This is a genomic window from Streptococcus oralis subsp. tigurinus, assembly GCF_002093575.1.
Taxonomy (GTDB): domain Bacteria; phylum Bacillota; class Bacilli; order Lactobacillales; family Streptococcaceae; genus Streptococcus; species Streptococcus oralis_CH.
The window spans coordinates 1-17,319 of record NZ_LNVH01000007.1 but is presented as its reverse complement, the minus strand read 5'-3'; the positions used below and the strand labels follow the sequence as shown (position 1 = coordinate 17,319).

General features: G+C 40.0%; 6 protein-coding genes and 1 pseudogene. All 7 read left to right on the top strand.

Features of this window, described 5'->3' with window-relative positions:
• The first annotated feature begins 32 nt into the window (after nucleotides 1–32).
• Complete coding sequence (locus ATE37_RS08505) at nucleotides 33–620, top strand: SMI1/KNR4 family protein (RefSeq protein ID WP_084868827.1); 588 nt, start codon at nucleotides 33–35, stop codon at nucleotides 618–620.
• Nucleotides 617–1,366, top strand: coding sequence for a hypothetical protein (locus ATE37_RS08500; RefSeq protein WP_061598212.1), 750 nt, complete (start codon nucleotides 617–619; stop codon nucleotides 1,364–1,366). The genes ATE37_RS08505 and ATE37_RS08500 overlap by 4 nt, the downstream gene beginning before the upstream one ends.
• 18 nt (nucleotides 1,367–1,384) lie before the next feature.
• The gene (locus ATE37_RS08495) at nucleotides 1,385–2,341 is read left to right on the top strand and encodes a hypothetical protein (RefSeq protein ID WP_084868717.1); all 957 of its coding nucleotides are present in this window, start codon (nucleotides 1,385–1,387) and stop codon (nucleotides 2,339–2,341) included.
• 197 nt (nucleotides 2,342–2,538) lie between these two features.
• Nucleotides 2,539–4,287: pseudogene (locus ATE37_RS08490) on the top strand (glycoside hydrolase family 13 protein).
• 14 nt (nucleotides 4,288–4,301) lie between these two features.
• Nucleotides 4,302–4,859 (top strand): SMI1/KNR4 family protein, encoded by a 558-nt coding sequence (locus ATE37_RS08485; protein WP_084868716.1) that lies wholly within the window; start codon nucleotides 4,302–4,304, stop codon nucleotides 4,857–4,859.
• A gap of 402 nt (nucleotides 4,860–5,261) precedes the next feature.
• On the top strand, nucleotides 5,262–12,500 hold the full coding sequence (bgaA, locus tag ATE37_RS08480; protein ID WP_084868715.1) for an LPXTG-anchored adhesin/beta-galactosidase BgaA: 7,239 nt from the start codon (nucleotides 5,262–5,264) through the stop codon (nucleotides 12,498–12,500).
• A 526-nt stretch (nucleotides 12,501–13,026) separates the two neighbouring features.
• A partial coding sequence (locus ATE37_RS08475) for a Spy0128 family protein (RefSeq protein ID WP_084868714.1) occupies nucleotides 13,027–17,319 on the top strand: 4,293 nt, incomplete at its 3' end.

Sequence of the window (17,319 nt, the reverse complement as noted above, 5' to 3'; positions counted from 1 at the left end):
GACAGATAAAATAAAGAAATCATGGTGAAATGATGCAACTAATTGACCAAGTTAAAAAAATAGAAACTTATATTTGTGAGTATTTTGAAGACTGGGATTTGGATGATCCTGTAGAGGAAGGATATCTGGAAGATTATCAGGGTATTTCTGGTGCTTCTGAGGAAGAGCTTCAAGCCTTTGAGGAAATATTTGGCATTCGTCTACCTAGTGACTTCAAAGAGCTTTATAGCTATAAAAATGGGAGTAAATACCTCTCTATTTTACCTTGTGTAATTGACCAGAGAGATTTTACTTTTTCTCTCATGAGTCTACAGGAAATTGAGACTTGTAAAAAGTACTTTCAAAATAGAGATGCTCTGTTAACCGAATTTCCCGACTATTTTTCTAGTCAAGACCTAGAAAACATGCATGATAGTAGAATAAAGCCCTATCTTTTTAATAAAAAATGGCTTCCTTTTGCTCAGTATTGTGACTCTTGTTATCTTATGCTGGATTTTGATCCAGACCAGGAGGCTCAGGAAGGTCAGGTTATTTGCTACATCCATGATCCTGACCAGGTGATCTATGCGGCTGAAAGCCTTACAAATCTGATTGAAGGGATAATGGATGAGATCATATGAACGGACAAATGTATCAGATAGCCTGTATCGTGGCGGCAGCTAGGAAGGCTTTAAAAAGTGGTAAAGAAATATGCTATAAGCCTGAAAAATATACAAATAAATTGAGCTTTCAAATTTTGCCGTCAAAGAATGGGGAAGCTACAGAACTTTCTGTATCTGATTGGTTTGAAAATCTTAAGGAAAAAGGTTTGAAGGACTTACAATTATTTTGTCCTATTTCAGTTGAAGACAGAGGTATTTTAGGCTTCTCCAATACAACACAGAGTTCAATTCTCTGTTTTTATAAAGATGGGAAGGCAGGTTATTTCCTACCAAATTGGAAATCTGCTTCCGCAGGTAGGGGCTGGGATGTTACCTACACCGAGTATGAATGGGAAAGGTCTTCTCAAGACATTCCCCACTATGAAAATAATATCGAAGAATTTAAGGACATATTGACTCGTATAGAAAATCTAGCAATTAAAATTGAATGTGACAACTTTGCCAAAGTCTTTCAATCTGCTAGAAATTTTTTGCTAGACCCAGAATCTGGTAAAGGGCTGGCAGAACCTCAAATTCCACTGCAACATCTAAGCATATTTAGAGCTGCAAGCTCAGCGGATGTTTTTGGAGGAATGGGCTCCTGGAATGATGAACCTGGATGGCTGGCACAAGATAAGGGACTGGGTCAAGTATACGATGAACTTTCAGATCAATTGCTAAGAAATATTAGATCAGCCATTCTATTTGCCATCAACGAGTGGTGATGGATTAGGAGAGAGAAAATGGGGAAGTTAAAGTTAAGTCTATTGAATAAATGGGAACTAGACAAGGACTATAATAGTGTTTTCAATTCTGTCATGTTACATGATGGTAGAGCCTTTGTCTTGACCAGTGAGAAGGAAGCTTTCAATCTCTACTGTCTGCTTGAAGTATCACCTTTGGGTGTGAAGGAGATAGATGCTTGGTATTGTGACCATGTTTGGGAGGAAGAGCCTCTACTCTTTACAGATGGACAAAATATTGGCATCATCAAGGCTGGCAAGGAAATAGTCTATTATACTGGTGATTTTTCTAATCCAGAAATCATTGCCATAAAGGATCCGCAAAGTATACTTCCTAAAAAGGCACAAGAGAGATATTTTCAAATCGTATCAGATAGCGACCAGATACCCGTGTGTTTTGAAAATCAAGTTTATACAAATCAGGCAAGAAACTTTGCCCTTTTAAAATTTGATCGAGAGAAAAAGCAGGCGAAGTGGACCACTTATTCGCATATTGATAAAAAAGAGTTAAATCACCACGACACGAACTCAAGTTTTTGTCCTAAAATCGATAGTATGAAATCTTGGAAGCAAGAGCTCTATGCCTTTAGCTCTGGAGAAAGTCAAACCTCTGTCAATAAATGGGGCATGGACTATTATGCTCTTGTTAAAATCTCTAGTGATGGTCGTATTATCGAAAAGTTATTAGAATCTGAACATTTAAAGGCTTTAGGTAAAAAAGCTGGTGTCAATGGAATTTTTACGGATTCGCCTTATATTATCCTGAGCCCCCTATTTAAGAATGATGATTGGAAGGGCAAACAAAAGCTATTTTCTCTGGCAACGAGAGAATTGTGCGATATAGCCTTGCCTAGAGGAATGAGTAAACACAAGCTTCAAAATATAACAGACAACTTTTGTTTAACCTTCCTGTATGACAGAGGATTAAAAGAACTTGCCCTTTGTCGGATTGACTAGGCTGTGAGGCTGAGTTTGGGAGCTTTTTATAGATAGGTGCTGATATTTCTTGATTAGTCTACAGTATTTATTTTGAGCTGTTTTCTTGTCAAATTTGACCAAGTATTGCAAATCGAATCTTAAAATAGTATACTAAAAATAGCAATTATGAAAACGTTTGCGTTTTTGTTGATGATAGATTATTTAGGAGACAAGACATGGAATTAACAGCCATTTATCATAGACAAGAATCAGAGTATGCTTATCTTTACAAAGAAGGTCAGCTACATATCCGAATCAGAACCAAGAAAAATGATGTCCAGCAGGTCATTTTACATTATGGAGATCCCTTTATCTTCATCGAGGATAAGTATGAAGCCAAGAAAGAAATGACTAAAGTAACTTCAGACGCCTTGTTTGATTATTGGCAGGTTACAGTATCGGTTGATTTTGCACGGATTCAGTATCTCTTTGAACTCCTTGATGAGGAAGGTCAAGGTATTTTCTACGGTGATAAGGGTTGTGTGGAACATACTCAAGAAAACTTGGATGCGGAAGGAAATGGCTTTAAGTTTCCCTATATTCATGAAATCGACGGATGTCAGGTTCCTAGCTGGGTTTCAAATACCGTTTGGTACCAGATTTTCCCAGAACGATTTGCTAATGGAAATCCTAATTTGACTCCAGATGGAGCTCGAGAGTGGGATGCTGTCATTGCACCTAATAGGGATGACTTTTTTGGTGGAGATTTACAAGGGATTATCGACCATCTAGACTATCTAAAAGATTTGGGAATCACTGGACTTTATCTATGTCCGATTTTTGAAGCAACGACCAATCACAAGTACGATACGACGGATTATTTTGAAATTGACCGTCACTTTGGAGATAAAGAAGTCTTTGCTAATTTAGTCGAGGAAGCTCATAAACGTGGCATTAAGATTATGCTAGATGCTGTTTTCAATCATATCGGCTACCAGTCTGCCCAATGGCAGGATGTTCTAAAAAATGGAGAAAATTCCCCTTATAAAGATTGGTTCCATATTCAAGAGTTTCCAATTACAGAGGATAAACTTCAGAATCCAAGATAACTCCCTTATCATACCTTTGCCTTTGCTAGCTATATGCCTAAGTTAAATACAGCAAATCCTGAAGTCAAAGACTATCTTCTCAGTGTTGCAACTTACTGGATTGAGAATTTTGATATTGATGCTTGGCGCTTGGACGTTGCCAATGAAATTGACCATCAGTTCTGGAAAGATTTTAGAAAGGCAGTTCTCGCTAAAAAGCCTGATTTGTATATTTTAGGTGAAATCTGGCATACGTCTCAGCCTTGGCTAAAAGGAGATGAGTTCCATGCAGTCATGAACTACCCGCTCTCTGAAAGTATCAAGGATTATTTCTTGCGTCAGCATAAAAAGACAGAGCAGTTCATTTCAGAAATCAATAGCCAGTCAATGTACTACAAGCAACAAATCTCAGAGGTTATGTTAAATCTCCTGGATTCTCACGATACAGAGCGTATTCTTACAACTGCCAAAGGAAATCTCCAACATGTCAAGGCTGCTTTAACCTTCCTCTACCTTCAAAAAGGGACTCCTTGTATCTATTACGGAACAGAGCTAGCACTAATTGGTGGACCAGACCCTGATTGCCGTCGTGTCATGCCTTGGGACCGTGTGTCTGAGGACAATGATATGCTAAATTTCATGAAGAAATTAATCCAAGTCCGTAAAGAAGTTGCAAGCATGATTCAGCATGGTTCATATAGCTTGCAAGAAGTGAAACCATATGTTCTTTCCTTGAAATGGACCTACGAAGGAAAAGAAGTTCAGGCTATCTTTAATCAGTCTAAGGAGAATGTTATCTTAGACAGAGATTCAGTTGGTTTAGCGAGTCATTGTCAGTTTGAAGATGGTCAGCAAGTCATCTTGCCAGATGGATTTGTAGTTACTATTTCTGAGTAAAAAGGATTAAAATAATGGCACTCAAGGAAGTTTATGAGTATTTTCGTCACTATGATAAGGAAACTTATCAGGTTGTCGCCTGCATGGGCAATGAACCATCGGAAGAAGATGTTCAGGATTTTGAAAATCAATACGGCATTCGTCTGCCAGAAGATTTCAGGGAATTCACCATGTCATCTCTGGGAGGTCTCTTTATGGAAGTCAGAGAAGAGCTATGGCCAAGAGCCAAGGCTTACGATGTAGCCCCTTTTTGGACTTTCTGTCGAGGTATTAAGGTTTTTGGAATTGCAAATGGCATCCCAGATTTCTTAGATATTCGAATTAAAACCAAGGAATTACACGCTCTGGGCTTTGAGGATTATATTCCATTTCTGTCTATCATCGGTGATGGAGATGTAATTTTCTGCTTTGATAAGGACAATCACATAGTAGCTTTGGATTGGTATAATAGTAGCGAAACTGAAGAGCTTAATTGTGATTTTTCAGGACTTTTACTCCAGCAAATTGCCGAGCTAGAAGAGCGTAAAAATGAGATGGTCAATCTTTTGGAAAAGGGAAAATCTAGTCAATAATCTATAAGGAAATACCAGTTTGATAGTCCGTAAAAGAGGTTGGGACAAAAGATCCCGACCTTACTTTTTTTAGCAATCAAACTTTGACGCGGTAGCTGATTGAACTTTTTGTTCGTCTTTTAGACTCCAAAAAGCTCCTAATCATCCTCGCGAGGCTGGGACTACGAAATCGAGACTTTGTCTATCGATTTCTGTCCCACCGCCTTTTTAGTAAAACCATTCACTAAATGAACATTCAGATTTTTAAACTTTTCTACAAATTATAGAAAAAACAATCAAAAATATGATTTTTTGTGTTTAGGCTATTGAAATTTCCTATATTATTTTATAGAATAAGGGTAAAAGGCTATGAAAAGTAATACGTTTACAAGAAAATGGAAGCGGTTACTAAAGGAGGATTTTATGGAAAAAGGCTTTTGGAATCGTAAAAGAGTCTACAGCATTCGTAAGTTTGCCGTAGGAGCTTGCTCTGTCATGATTGGAACCTGTGCTGTTCTATTTGGAGGAAGTGTTGTTGGAGAATCACCAGTTTTTGCGGATGAAACTCCTATTGCACGCACTGTAGAACAACCAAAAGAGGAAAGTCCAGCAGTGGAGGAAAAACATGATCAAGCAGTAGTAGAGAATAACGAGGCTGTAAGTGTAGATCAAAGTCAAGCTACTCAAATTGAAGCAAGCAAACCCGAGAAGAAAGAAGATGAACCTGTAGCTCCAAAAGAGGAGAAAGCATCTCTAAAACCTGAAGAAACAGCTCCAAAGGTAGAATCTCAAGCTTCAAGTCAAGAAAAGCCTGTCAAGGAAGAGTTGAAAGCTGCGACAAATGAAGAAGTGAATCAAATGATTGAAGATAGAAAAGTGAATTTTAATCAAAATTGGCACTTTAAACTCAATGCGAATCCTAAAGAAGCTGTGAAATCAGATGCCGATGTATCAACATGGCAAAAATTGGATCTCCCACACGACTGGAGTATCTTTAACGATTTTGACCATCAGTCACCTGCCCAAAATGAGGGTGGACAGCTCAATGGTGGTGAAGCTTGGTATCGCAAGACCTTTAAACTTGATGAAAAAGATCTCAAGAAAAATGTTCGTGTGACCTTTGATGGTGTCTATATGGACTCTCAAGTCTATGTCAATGGCCAGTTAGTGGGGCATTATCCAAATGGTTATAACCAGTTCTCATACGATATCACCAAATACCTTCACAAAGATGGTCGTGAGAATGTGATTGCTGTCCATGCGGTTAACAAACAACCAAGTAGCCGTTGGTACTCTGGTAGCGGTATTTACCGTGATGTGACCTTGCAAGTGACAGATAAGGTTCATGTTGAGAAAAATGGAACAACTATCTTAACACCAAAACTGGAAGAACAGCAACATGGCAAGGTTGAAACTCATGTAGCCAGCAAAATCGTCAATACAGATGATAAAGACCATGAACTGGTGGCAGAGTATCAAATCGTTGAACGTGGTGGCCAGGCTGTAACAGGCTTGGTTCGTACAGCTAGCCGTACCCTGAAAGCACATGAGTCAACAAGCCTTGATGCGATTCTAGAAGTTGAAAGACCAAAACTCTGGACAGTTTTAAATGATAAACCTGCTTTGTACGAATTGATTACGCGTGTTTACCGTGATGGTCAATTAGTCGATGCTAAGAAAGATTTGTTTGGTTACCGTTACTATCATTGGACTCCAAATGAAGGTTTCTCTTTGAATGGTGAACGCATTAAATTCCATGGTGTTTCCTTGCACCATGACCACGGAGCGCTTGGAGCAGAAGAAAACTATAAGGCAGAATACCGTCGTCTCAAACAAATGAAGGAGATGGGCGTTAACGCCATCCGTACAACTCATAACCCTGCAAGTCCACAGACTTTGCAAATCGCAGCAGAACTTGGTTTGCTGGTTCAGGAAGAGGCCTTTGATACGTGGTATAATGGAAAGAAACCTTATGACTACGGGCGTTTCTTTGAAAAAGATGCCACTCACCCAGAAGCTAGAAAAGGTGAAAAGTGGTCTGACTATGATCTTCGTACCATGGTCGAAAGAGATAAAAATAACCCAGCTGTCTTCATGTGGTCTATCGGGAATGAAATTGGTGAAGCAGATGGAAAGGCTCACTCTCTTGCAACGGTTAAACGCTTAGTAAAAGTGATTAAAGATGTTGATACTACACGTTATGTTACTATGGGAGCAGATAAGTTCCGCTTTGGTGATGGTAGCGGTGATCATGAGAAAATTGCTAATGAACTGGATGCAGTTGGTTTCAACTATTCAGAAGACAACTACAAGAAACTTCGTGCGAAACATCCAAACTGGTTGATTTATGGTTCGGAAACATCTTCAGCAACCCGTACACGCGGTAGCTATTATCGTCCTGAACAAGAATTGGTACATAGCAACCAAGCTTATCGTAACTATGAACAGTCAGATTATGGAAATGATCGTGTTGGTTGGGGTAAAACGGCAACCGCTTCATGGACCTTTGACCGTGACAACGCTGGCTATGCTGGACAGTTTATCTGGACAGGTACGGACTATATCGGTGAACCTACACCATGGCACAACCAAAACCAAACTCCCGTTAAGAGCTCTTATTTTGGTATCGTAGATACAGCCGGTATTCCAAAACATGACTTTTACCTCTACCAAAGCCAATGGGTTTCTGCCAAGAAGAAACCGATGGTTCACCTTCTTCCTCACTGGAACTGGGAGAATAGAGACTTGGCCTCTAAAGTAGAAGATGCACAAGGAAAGATTCCAGTTCGCGCTTATTCTAATGCTGCAAGTGTTGAATTGTTCTTGAACGGTCAATCTCTCGGAGTTAAGACCTTCAACAAAAAACAAACTAGCGATGGACGAACTTACCAAGAAGGCGCCAATGCCAAGGAACTCTACCTTGAGTGGAAGGTTGCTTACCAACCAGGTACTTTAGAAGCAGTAGCTCGTGATGAAGCTGGAAAAGAAATTGCACGTGACAAGATCACGACTGCAGGTCAACCAGCAGGTGTTCGTCTCATCAAGGAAGAACACGCAATCGCAGCAGATGGAAAAGACTTGACTTACATCTACTACGAAATCGTTGACAGTGAAGGAAATGTGGTACCAACTGCCAATAATCTGGTTCGCTTCCAATTGCATGGCCAAGGTCAACTTGTCGGTGTCGACAATGGGGAACAAGCCAGTCGTGAACGCTACAAGGCACAAGCAGATGGTTCTTGGATTCGCAGAGCCTTTAACGGTAAAGGGGTTGCCATTGTTAAATCAACTGAGCAAGCAGGTAAATTCACTCTAACAGCCCATTCAGATCTCTTGAAATCTGGTCAAGTAACTGTCTTTACTGGTAAAAAAGAAGACCAAGAAAAGACCGTTCTCGGGACAGAAGTACCAAAAGTACGTACTGTTATTGAGAAAGAGCCAAAAATGCCGAAGACAGTCGGTTTTATCTACAGTGATGGCAGTCGTGAAAAACGTCCAGTAACTTGGTCTTCAGTTGATGTGAGCAAGCCTGGTATTGTAACGGTCAAAGGCACGGCTGACGGACGAGAGGTAGAGGCTCGTGTTGAGGTTCTAGCAATTGCGAAAGAACTGCCTACTGTAAAACGTGTTGCCCCAGGAACAGATTTGAATGCAGTTGATAAATACGTTTCTATCGCTGTAACGGATGGAAGCATTCAAGAATACGAAGTTGATAAGTGGGAGATTGCGGAGGCAGATAAAGCCAAACTTTCAGTCGCAGGATCACGTATACAAATGACTGGTCAATTAGCTGGCGAAACCATTCATGCTACCCTTGTAGTAGAAGAAGGCGAGCCTGCAGCACCTGTAGTGCCAACTGTGACGGTTGGTGATGAAGCTGTCACAGGACTTACTAGTCAAAAACCAATGCAATACCGCACTCTTGCTTATGGAGCTAAGTTACCAAAAGTCGCAGCAAGTGCTGAAAATGCGGATGTTACTGTAGTCCAAGCAAGCGCAGCAAACGGCATGCGTGCAAGCATCTTTGTTCAACCAAATGATGGTGGCCCTCTTCAAATGTATGCTATTCAGTTCCTCGAAGAAGCGCCAAAAATTGATCATTTGAGCCTACAAGTGGAGAAAGCTGATGCTCTCAAAGAAGACCAAACAGTCAAATTGTCGGTTCGTGCTCACTATCAAGATGGAACACAAGCAGTTCTACCAGCAGATAAGGTGAACTTCTCTACAAGTGGTGAAGGGGAAGTCGCAGTTCGTAAAGGAATGCTTGAGTTACATAAGCCAGGAACAGTCACTCTCAAAGCAGAATATGAGGGGGCTACAGGTCAAATCGATCTCACGATTCAGGCCAATACTGAGAAAAAAGTAGCCCAATCTATCCGGCCAGTAAACGTAGTAACAGACTTGCATCAAGAACCTACTCTTCCATCAACAGTAACGGTTGAGTATGACAAAGGTTTCCCTAAAGCCCACAAAGTCACATGGCAAGCCATTCCAAAAGAAAAACTCGACCACTATCAAACCTTTGAAGTTCTAGGTAAAGTTGAAGGTCTTGATCTTGAAGCGCGTGCAAAAGTCTCTGTAGAAGGCATCGTTTCAGTTGAAGAAGTCAGTGTGACGACCCCAATTGCAGAAGCGCCGCAATTACCAGAAAGCGTTCGTACCTATGATTCAAATGGTCACGTTTCATCAGCTAAGGTTATTTGGGATGCGATTCAATCAGACCAATACGCCAAGGAAGGTGTCTTTACAGTTAATGGTCGCCTAGAAGGTACGCAATTAACAACTAAACTTCATGTTCGCGTATCTGCTCAAACTGAGAAGGGAGCAAATATTTCTGACCAATGGACCGGTTCAGAATTGCCACTTGCCTTTGCTTCAGACTCAAATCCAACTGATCCTGTTTCAAACGTCAACGATAAATTGATTTCCTTTAATGACCGCCCAGCTAACCGTTGGACAAACTGGAACCGTACTAATCCAGAAGCTTCAGTTGGTGTCCTATTCGGAGATTCAGGTATTTTGAGCAAACGTTCAGTTGATAATCTAAGTGTCGGATTCCACGAAGACCACGGAGTTGGTGTACCGAAGTCTTATGTGATTGAATATTATGTCGGTAAGACCGTTCCAACAGCCCCTAAAAACCCTAGCTTTGTAGGTGAGGAAAACCATGCCTTTAATGATCCTGCAAACTGGAAAGAGGTAAGCAATCTCAAAGCACCAACTCAATTAAAAGCTGGAGAAATGAATCATTTCAGCTTTGATAAAGTTGAGACCTATGCGGTTCGCATTCGTATGGTTCGACTTGATAGCAAGAAAGGAACGTCTATCACAGAAGTACAAATTTTTGCGAAACAAGTCGCAGCAGCCAAACAAGGGCAAACGAAAATCCAAGTTGACGGTAAAGACTTAGCAAACTTCAACCCAGATTTGACAGACTACTATCTTGAGTCTGTAGATGGAAAAGTTCCTTCAGTAACAGCAAGTGTTAGCAACAATGGTCTCGCTACCGTCGTTCCAAGTGTTCGTGAAGGTGAGCCAGTTCGTGTTATCGCGAAAGCTGAAAATGGGGACATCCTAGGAGAATACCGTCTACACTTCACAAGCAATAAAGACTTGCTCTCTCGTAAAGCAGTTGCTGCGGTCAAACAAGCTCGCTTGCTACAAGTAGGACAACCACTTGAATTGCCAACTAAGGTTCCTGTTTATTTCACAGGTAAAGACGGTTACGAAACAAAAGACTTGGCAGTAGAATGGGAAGAAGTTCCAGCAGAAAAGCTGACAAAAGCAGGTCAATTTACCGTTCGAGGTCGTGTCCTTGGTAGTGATCTTGTTGCTGAGTTCACTGTACGAGTGACAGACAAACTTGGTGAAGCTCTTTCAAATAACCCAGAGTATGATGAAAATAGTAACCGCGCCTTTGCTTCAGCCACTAACGACATTGATAGAAACTCCCATGACCGTGTAGACTATCTCAATGACGGAAATCATTCAGAAAATCGTCGTTGGACAAACTGGTCTCCAACACCATCTTCTAATCCAGAAGTATCAGCAGGTGTGATCTTCCGTGAAAATGGGAAGATTGTAGAACGGACTGTTGCGCAAGCCAAACTTCATTTCTTTGCAGATAGTGGTACGGATGCCCCATCTAAACTCGTTTTGGAACGTTATATTGGCCCAGACTTTGAAGTACCTACCTACTATTCAAACTACCAAGCCTACGATGCAGCCCATCCATTCAACAATCCAGAAAATTGGGAAGCTGTTCCTTATCGTGCGGATAAAGACATCGCAGCTGGTGATGAAATCAACGTAACATTTAAAGCCGTGAAAGCCAAAGCTATGAGATGGCGCATGGAGCGCAAAGCAGACAAGAACGGTGTTGCGATGATTGAGATGACCTTCCTTGCACCGAGTGAATTGCCTCAAGAAAGTACGCAATCGAAGATTCTTTTAGATGGAAAAGAACTTCCTGATTTCGCTGAAAACCGTCAAGACTATCAAGTAACTTATAGCGGACAACGTCCAAAAGTTTCAGTTGAGGAAACAGACCAAGTGGCTTCAACAGTTGTAGATAACGGAGACGATAGCCTTCCAGTACTTGTTCGTCTTGTTTCAGAAAGTGGAAAACAAGTCAAGGAATACCGTATTCAGTTGACTAAGGAAAAACCAGTTTCTGAGAAGACTGTAGCTGCTGTACAAGAGGAACTTCCAAAACTCGAATTTGTTGAAAAAGATTTGGCCTACAAGACAGTTGAGAAAAAGGATTCAACACTGTATCTAGGTGAAACTCGTGTAGAACAAGAAGGAAAAGTTGGTAAAGAACGGATCTTCACAGCGATTAATCCTGATGGAAGTAAGGAAGAAAAACTTCGTGAAGTGGTAGAAGCTCCGACAGACCGCATCGTCTTGATTGGAACGAAACTAGGAACCTCCCTTCCAGAAGATGAAGTGAAGAACCTTGTCCTTAACAGACCAGAACTTGTAATCGAAGAAGAAACAATTGATTTCAAGGTTCAGGAACGTAAGTCTGATAAGTTGTATCTAGGTGAAACTCGTGTTCTCCAAGAAGGTCAAAAGGGTATCCGTGTTCACTTGATCGAGGTTGAAAATGGCAAGCGAACTGAAAAAGAAAGCTATGACAAAGTCGTGGCTCAGGATCGCATCGTAGAAGTTGGAACGAAACCAGGAACCTCCCTTCCAGAAGATGAAGTGAAGAACCTTGTCCTTAACAGACCAGAACTTGTAATCGAAGAAGAAACAATTGACTTCAAGGTTCAGGAACAAAAGAACGATAAGCTTCCAGCAGGTCAAACCCGTGTTCTCCAAGAAGGACAAAAAGGTATCCGTGTTCACTTGATCGAAGTTGAAAATGGCAAGCGAACTGAAAAAGAAAGCTATGATAAAGTCGTGGCTCAGGATCGCATCGTAGAAGTAGGTACGGCTGGTGAAACGACTAAACCAGTACCTCAAGAATCTACAAAACCACAAGTATCAGAAAAAGCAGATACAAAACAAAACACTTCAAGTGCAGCTGGTCCGGTTCAAAAAGAGCAGTTACCAAATACAGGAAGTGCAGAAGGTCAAGCAGCCCTAGCAGCAGGCTTAGCTCTTCTTGGTTTGGGTGCAGGACTAGTAGCCACTAAAGGCAAAAAAGAGGATTAGAATTTCTATGATATGAAGAGATGGGGACAAAATAGATTTATATTTTAAAAGCTCTTCATTATGAATTTTGAAAATCTAATAGATTAAATAAAAAGTGAACCAAACTATTCTGGGACAATCAGAATTCTGTTTAGTTCACTTTTTGTTATGTTCTAAACTTTTGCTTTAATATATTTCTACTATATTAAATCTTATAACAGCATATAGATTAATAAATTGGCTATATTTAGTTTTATGAATAAAGTGACATTATTTATTGAAAGGGAGTAGAAATATCAAAGGAATGAATTCTTTGAAGTTGACATTTCGTAAATAAATTCTTTAGTAATGAAATAAATTAATTAAAATATATATGATATAATAAACCTGATAAGTTCTATTATATTATGTGCTGTAAGTGAATATAATTTTATCAAGAATAGAGCATGGTGTTATTATGGATACGTCACTATATTGTGGAGGTGTTGCGTACGTAGAATTGAATACTTAATTTTTTATCGATATACAAATAGAAAGGTTGGTCATAATGGATAAGATAAAAAAATATCTCGGTTTTCTAGTGTTCCCTCTTTTATTCTTGATGATGCTTTTCCCGGTGGGTGAAGCACATGCGGCAACTGATATTACAAATAAGGTAATACTTAAGAACTTGAAATTAGCGATTGCCTCTACTGGAGATGAGTCAACGGGTTATCATGGTGAAAATGATACTACAGTTGCATTAAAGTATTCGGGAGAATTTTCATTTCCAAACGTAACAGCAAATGAGATTAAGGAGGGAGATTTTTTTATAGTAGAAGCTCCTTCTAATCTGAGTTTAGAGGATAGAACCCTCAAGTTGGAAGATAAAATATCAGGAAAGACTATAGGGAATGTGAGGGTAGAGAGTGCCAAACATCGATTGGTGTTCACTTTTAATAGTGAAGTAGAGGATAAACAGAATATTCGTGGGGATTTCTTTGCTAGTGCAAAAGAGACAGTCACAAAAGAAGATAAGATAGTTACCTACGTTTTGCCGGGAGGTAAAACGCAAATAATTACATTCAAGACTTTGAAAACGCAACAGGCTCCTGTTGAAGGAGAGGTCATTTACAAAGGCGGCTGGAATCACGGAAGTCTTGCAAAAGCAGGTTATTATGTACGGATTAACCGATCTCAACAGGATTTAAAGAATAAAACCATTGAAATAACTGATGATATTAGTTTAGGGGCATTTGCTTCTTATATAGATGGTAGTTTTGCACTAAATGAATCGGAGTTTGATACAACAAATACGAATTTTGCCAATCTTAAACGGAAAATTAAACCCTATAAAATAACGACTGATCCTGAAGAATATAAAAAGGACTCTGATAATACAGCTTTGCTTACACTGACAAATGGTAAGCGTAGTTTTAAATTGCTGATGCCAACTAATATGGGAAAGAAGAGTTTCTTTCTTGAATATGCGACAACTTCACCAGCTGATACCTCTGAGATTAAGAATTCAGCACAATTTTTGATTGATAATGAGCCCCAGTTAACGTGGAAAAAATGGGGTGATAAGATTAATACAAGTAAAGAGAGTGCTGTAACGCTGAAAACGGTTAAGGCTGCAGGTGCGTCAGTCACAGCTGATATTGCTGGTAAAATTAAAATCACAAAATTCGATGAAGCTGATGCAGAGGTTAAGCTAAAGGGTGTTGAGTTTGATATTATTGATAAAGCAAAGAATCAAGTAGTTGAGACCGTAGTAACGGATGAAAACGGAGTTGCTCTCTCAAAGGCCCTCAATGATGGCAAGTATATTGTCAAAGAAAAGAAAACGAAGTCGGGTTACATCGTTAATAGTCAAGAGTTTGAAGTAGAGATGAAAAAAGAGGGTGTTCCTCTAAACATCTCTAACAAACGTGAGACAGTTGACTTTGAAGCTACTAAGACTTGGGTAGGTGGGAAATCTACAGATTATAAGAAAGTTAAGCTCGGCTTGTATGTCCATAAAGAAGGACAGACTATTGAGGATTCTAAACCTGTTTCTGGTAGCTATACTCCAGAAGTGACAGAATCCAATGGTGTTTATACTTACAAGTGGGCGAAACAACTTCCTAAGTATGATGTTGATGGAACAAAACTAATCTATTCTGTTCGTGAGCTTCAAGATACTACTGAACTTCCTTTGAAAGAAGGAGAGAAAGTCGCATCTAACGATCATAACTACGTCGTCTCTTACAATGCAGACAAGACACAAGTAACCAACACTTATGAGGTTCCAAAAACAAAAGTAACTGCTAATAAAGTCTGGACTGGTGGAACAGATAGTATTCGCCCAAGTCTCTTCTTTAAATTGTATCGTACTCTAGAGGGTGGTACTGCAGAAGCAGTTACAGATGCTGACCAAAAAGAAGTACCTAAGACAGACGGTGCTGTAGAATGGTCAGATCTTCCTGCGACAGATGAGCACGGTGTGAAGTACACTTATAGTGTGATGGAAGTCGATGAAGATGGCAATCTTGTCACTGCTGTAGATGGTTATACAGCCAATCAAACAGCTGATTTAACTGTCACAAACACCTATGGTACTTCACCAACTAAGGCTGATATTGAAGTCAAAAAAGAATTGGTGGGTGGTCGTCCAACACCTCTTCAAAACGAAGAATTTGAATTTATCTTGAAAGACAAAAATGGCCAAGAAGTTCAAAGAGCTAAGAACGATGCAGCTGGTCGCGTAGTCTTCAAAGATATTCCTTTCGATAAAGCGGGTGAATACGAATTTACTGTTGTTGAAGTGAATGCTGGTCAAACCATCGATGGTGTGACTTACGATGTTAGAACAGTACCAGTCACAGTAAGTGTAACAGATGATGGAAAAGGTAAACTGGTTGCGACAGTATTGTATCATCCTATTACTGCTGTGGCACTTCCGTCAGCTAATTTGGTCTCTTCAGCACCTAGTTCTAATCTTGTACCATCACTTACTGGTGCAGTGAATAGAGCTACTGATGGTGGAATTCAGATATTCAAAAATACTTATAAAGCAACTAATGCTAAGGCCGTTCTTGAAGTGACTAAGCAGTTGACCGGTCGTACGACAGGAGCTCAAGAAAATGAGTTCGAATTTACGTTGACAGACCAAGTTGGTAAAGTTGAAACTAAGAGAAATGATGCAGATGGAAAAGTTAAGTTTCATGAATTGACCTTCGATGAAGCAGGTACTTATACTTACACTATCAAGGAAGTAAAAGCTGGTACAACTGAAAATGGTATTACCTACGATTCTAAGACAGTCACAGCTAAAGTAACTGTAACAGATGACGGTCATGGTAAACTGACTGCAGTTGTTGACTACAGCAGTGATGGTACAGCTAATAGCACAACCTTCACCAATACTTACAACCCTGCAAAAGTCAAAGCTCCAGTTTCTGCAACTAAATCATTTATCAATAAGAACACCAATACTCCAATGCCGCTCAAAGGTGGCGAGTTTGTCTTCGCCTTGCTAAATCACGAAGGTGATCCCGTAGAAAAGACTACAAATGATGCAGATGGAAACATCAAGTTTAAGGATTTAGAATTCGAGAAAGCTGGTACTTACCAGTATACAATCTACGAACACAAAGCTGGTCAAATCGAGAATGGTATCACTTATTCTAATAAGACTGTGGAAGTGACTATCGAAGTAACAGATGACGGTCATGGTGCTCTGAAAGCAACTGTTTCTTATGACAACGATGAAAGACACTTCGAAAATACTTACAAAGCTGCAAATGCTAAAGCAAATCTCGAAGTGACTAAGAAGTTGACTGGCCGTGAATTGAAAGCTGATGAATTTGAGTTTGTCTTGAAGAATGATGCAGATGGTTCAGAACTTCAAAAAGTGAAGAACACTGCTGACGGTAAAGTAACATTCGCTCCAATCGAATATACTAAAGCTGGTACATACAACTATACCATTGTTGAAACAAACGCTGGTAAGACTGTTGATGGTGTGACTTACGATAATCTTGAAGTTAAAGTCACAGTAGAAGTTACAGATGACGGCGAAGGAAAACTTCATGCGAATGTGACTTACCCAGTGGACAAAGAATTCAATAACAGCTATGGAACTTCAAAAGCAAAAGCAGCTCTTGAAGTAACTAAGAAGTTGACTGGACGTGAGTTGAAAGCTGATGAATTTGAGTTCACTTTGACAGACCAAGACGGTAATGTGAAAGAAACCGTGAAGAATGACAAAGACGGAAACGTTAAGTTCTCAGAATTGGAATTCGACAAAGCAGGCACTTATACTTATAAGATTGCTGAAAAAGCGGGTACTGCTACAGGTATCCAGTACGATACTAAGACCATCACAGCTATAGTAACTGTAGCGGACAATGGTAAAGGTGTCCTTGAAGCAACCGTTGCTTACGACGATGAAAAAGCATTCGAAAATACTTACACACCAGCGGGAGCTACAAGTGTCACTCTTGGAGCTAAGAAAGTTCTTGAAGGTAAGAATCTTGAAGCAGGTAAATACAGCTTCGAATTGAAGAAAGAAGACGGTAGTGTTGTCGAAACAGTGACAAACGCTACTGACGGAACAGTGACCTTCTCACCAATCTCATATGATGAAAGCCAAGTAGGAACTCACAAGTACACTATCTCAGAAGTTGCTGGATCTGAAGCAGGAATCACTTACGATAAGACCGTTCAAGAAGTTGAAGTAACGGTTGAAAAAGTCAGCGCAACTGAATTGAAAGCAACGGCTTCAAAAGAAGCAAAAGATCTTGTATTTACAAACAAATACACTCCAGCCAAAACTTCAGTTTCTGTGAAGAAAGCATGGGATGATAAGGACAACCAA

Bases quoted from the DNA above. Each gene is read 5' to 3' on its own strand.
- ATE37_RS08505 (WP_084868827.1), top strand. From the start codon at position 33: ATGCAACTAATTGACCAAGTTAAAAAAATAGAAACTTATATTTGTGAG.
- ATE37_RS08500 (WP_061598212.1), top strand. From the start codon at position 617: ATGAACGGACAAATGTATCAGATAGCCTGTATCGTGGCGGCAGCTAGG.
- ATE37_RS08495 (WP_084868717.1), top strand. From the start codon at position 1,385: ATGGGGAAGTTAAAGTTAAGTCTATTGAATAAATGGGAACTAGACAAG.
- ATE37_RS08485 (WP_084868716.1), top strand. From the start codon at position 4,302: ATGGCACTCAAGGAAGTTTATGAGTATTTTCGTCACTATGATAAGGAA.
- bgaA (WP_084868715.1), top strand. From the start codon at position 5,262: ATGGAAAAAGGCTTTTGGAATCGTAAAAGAGTCTACAGCATTCGTAAG.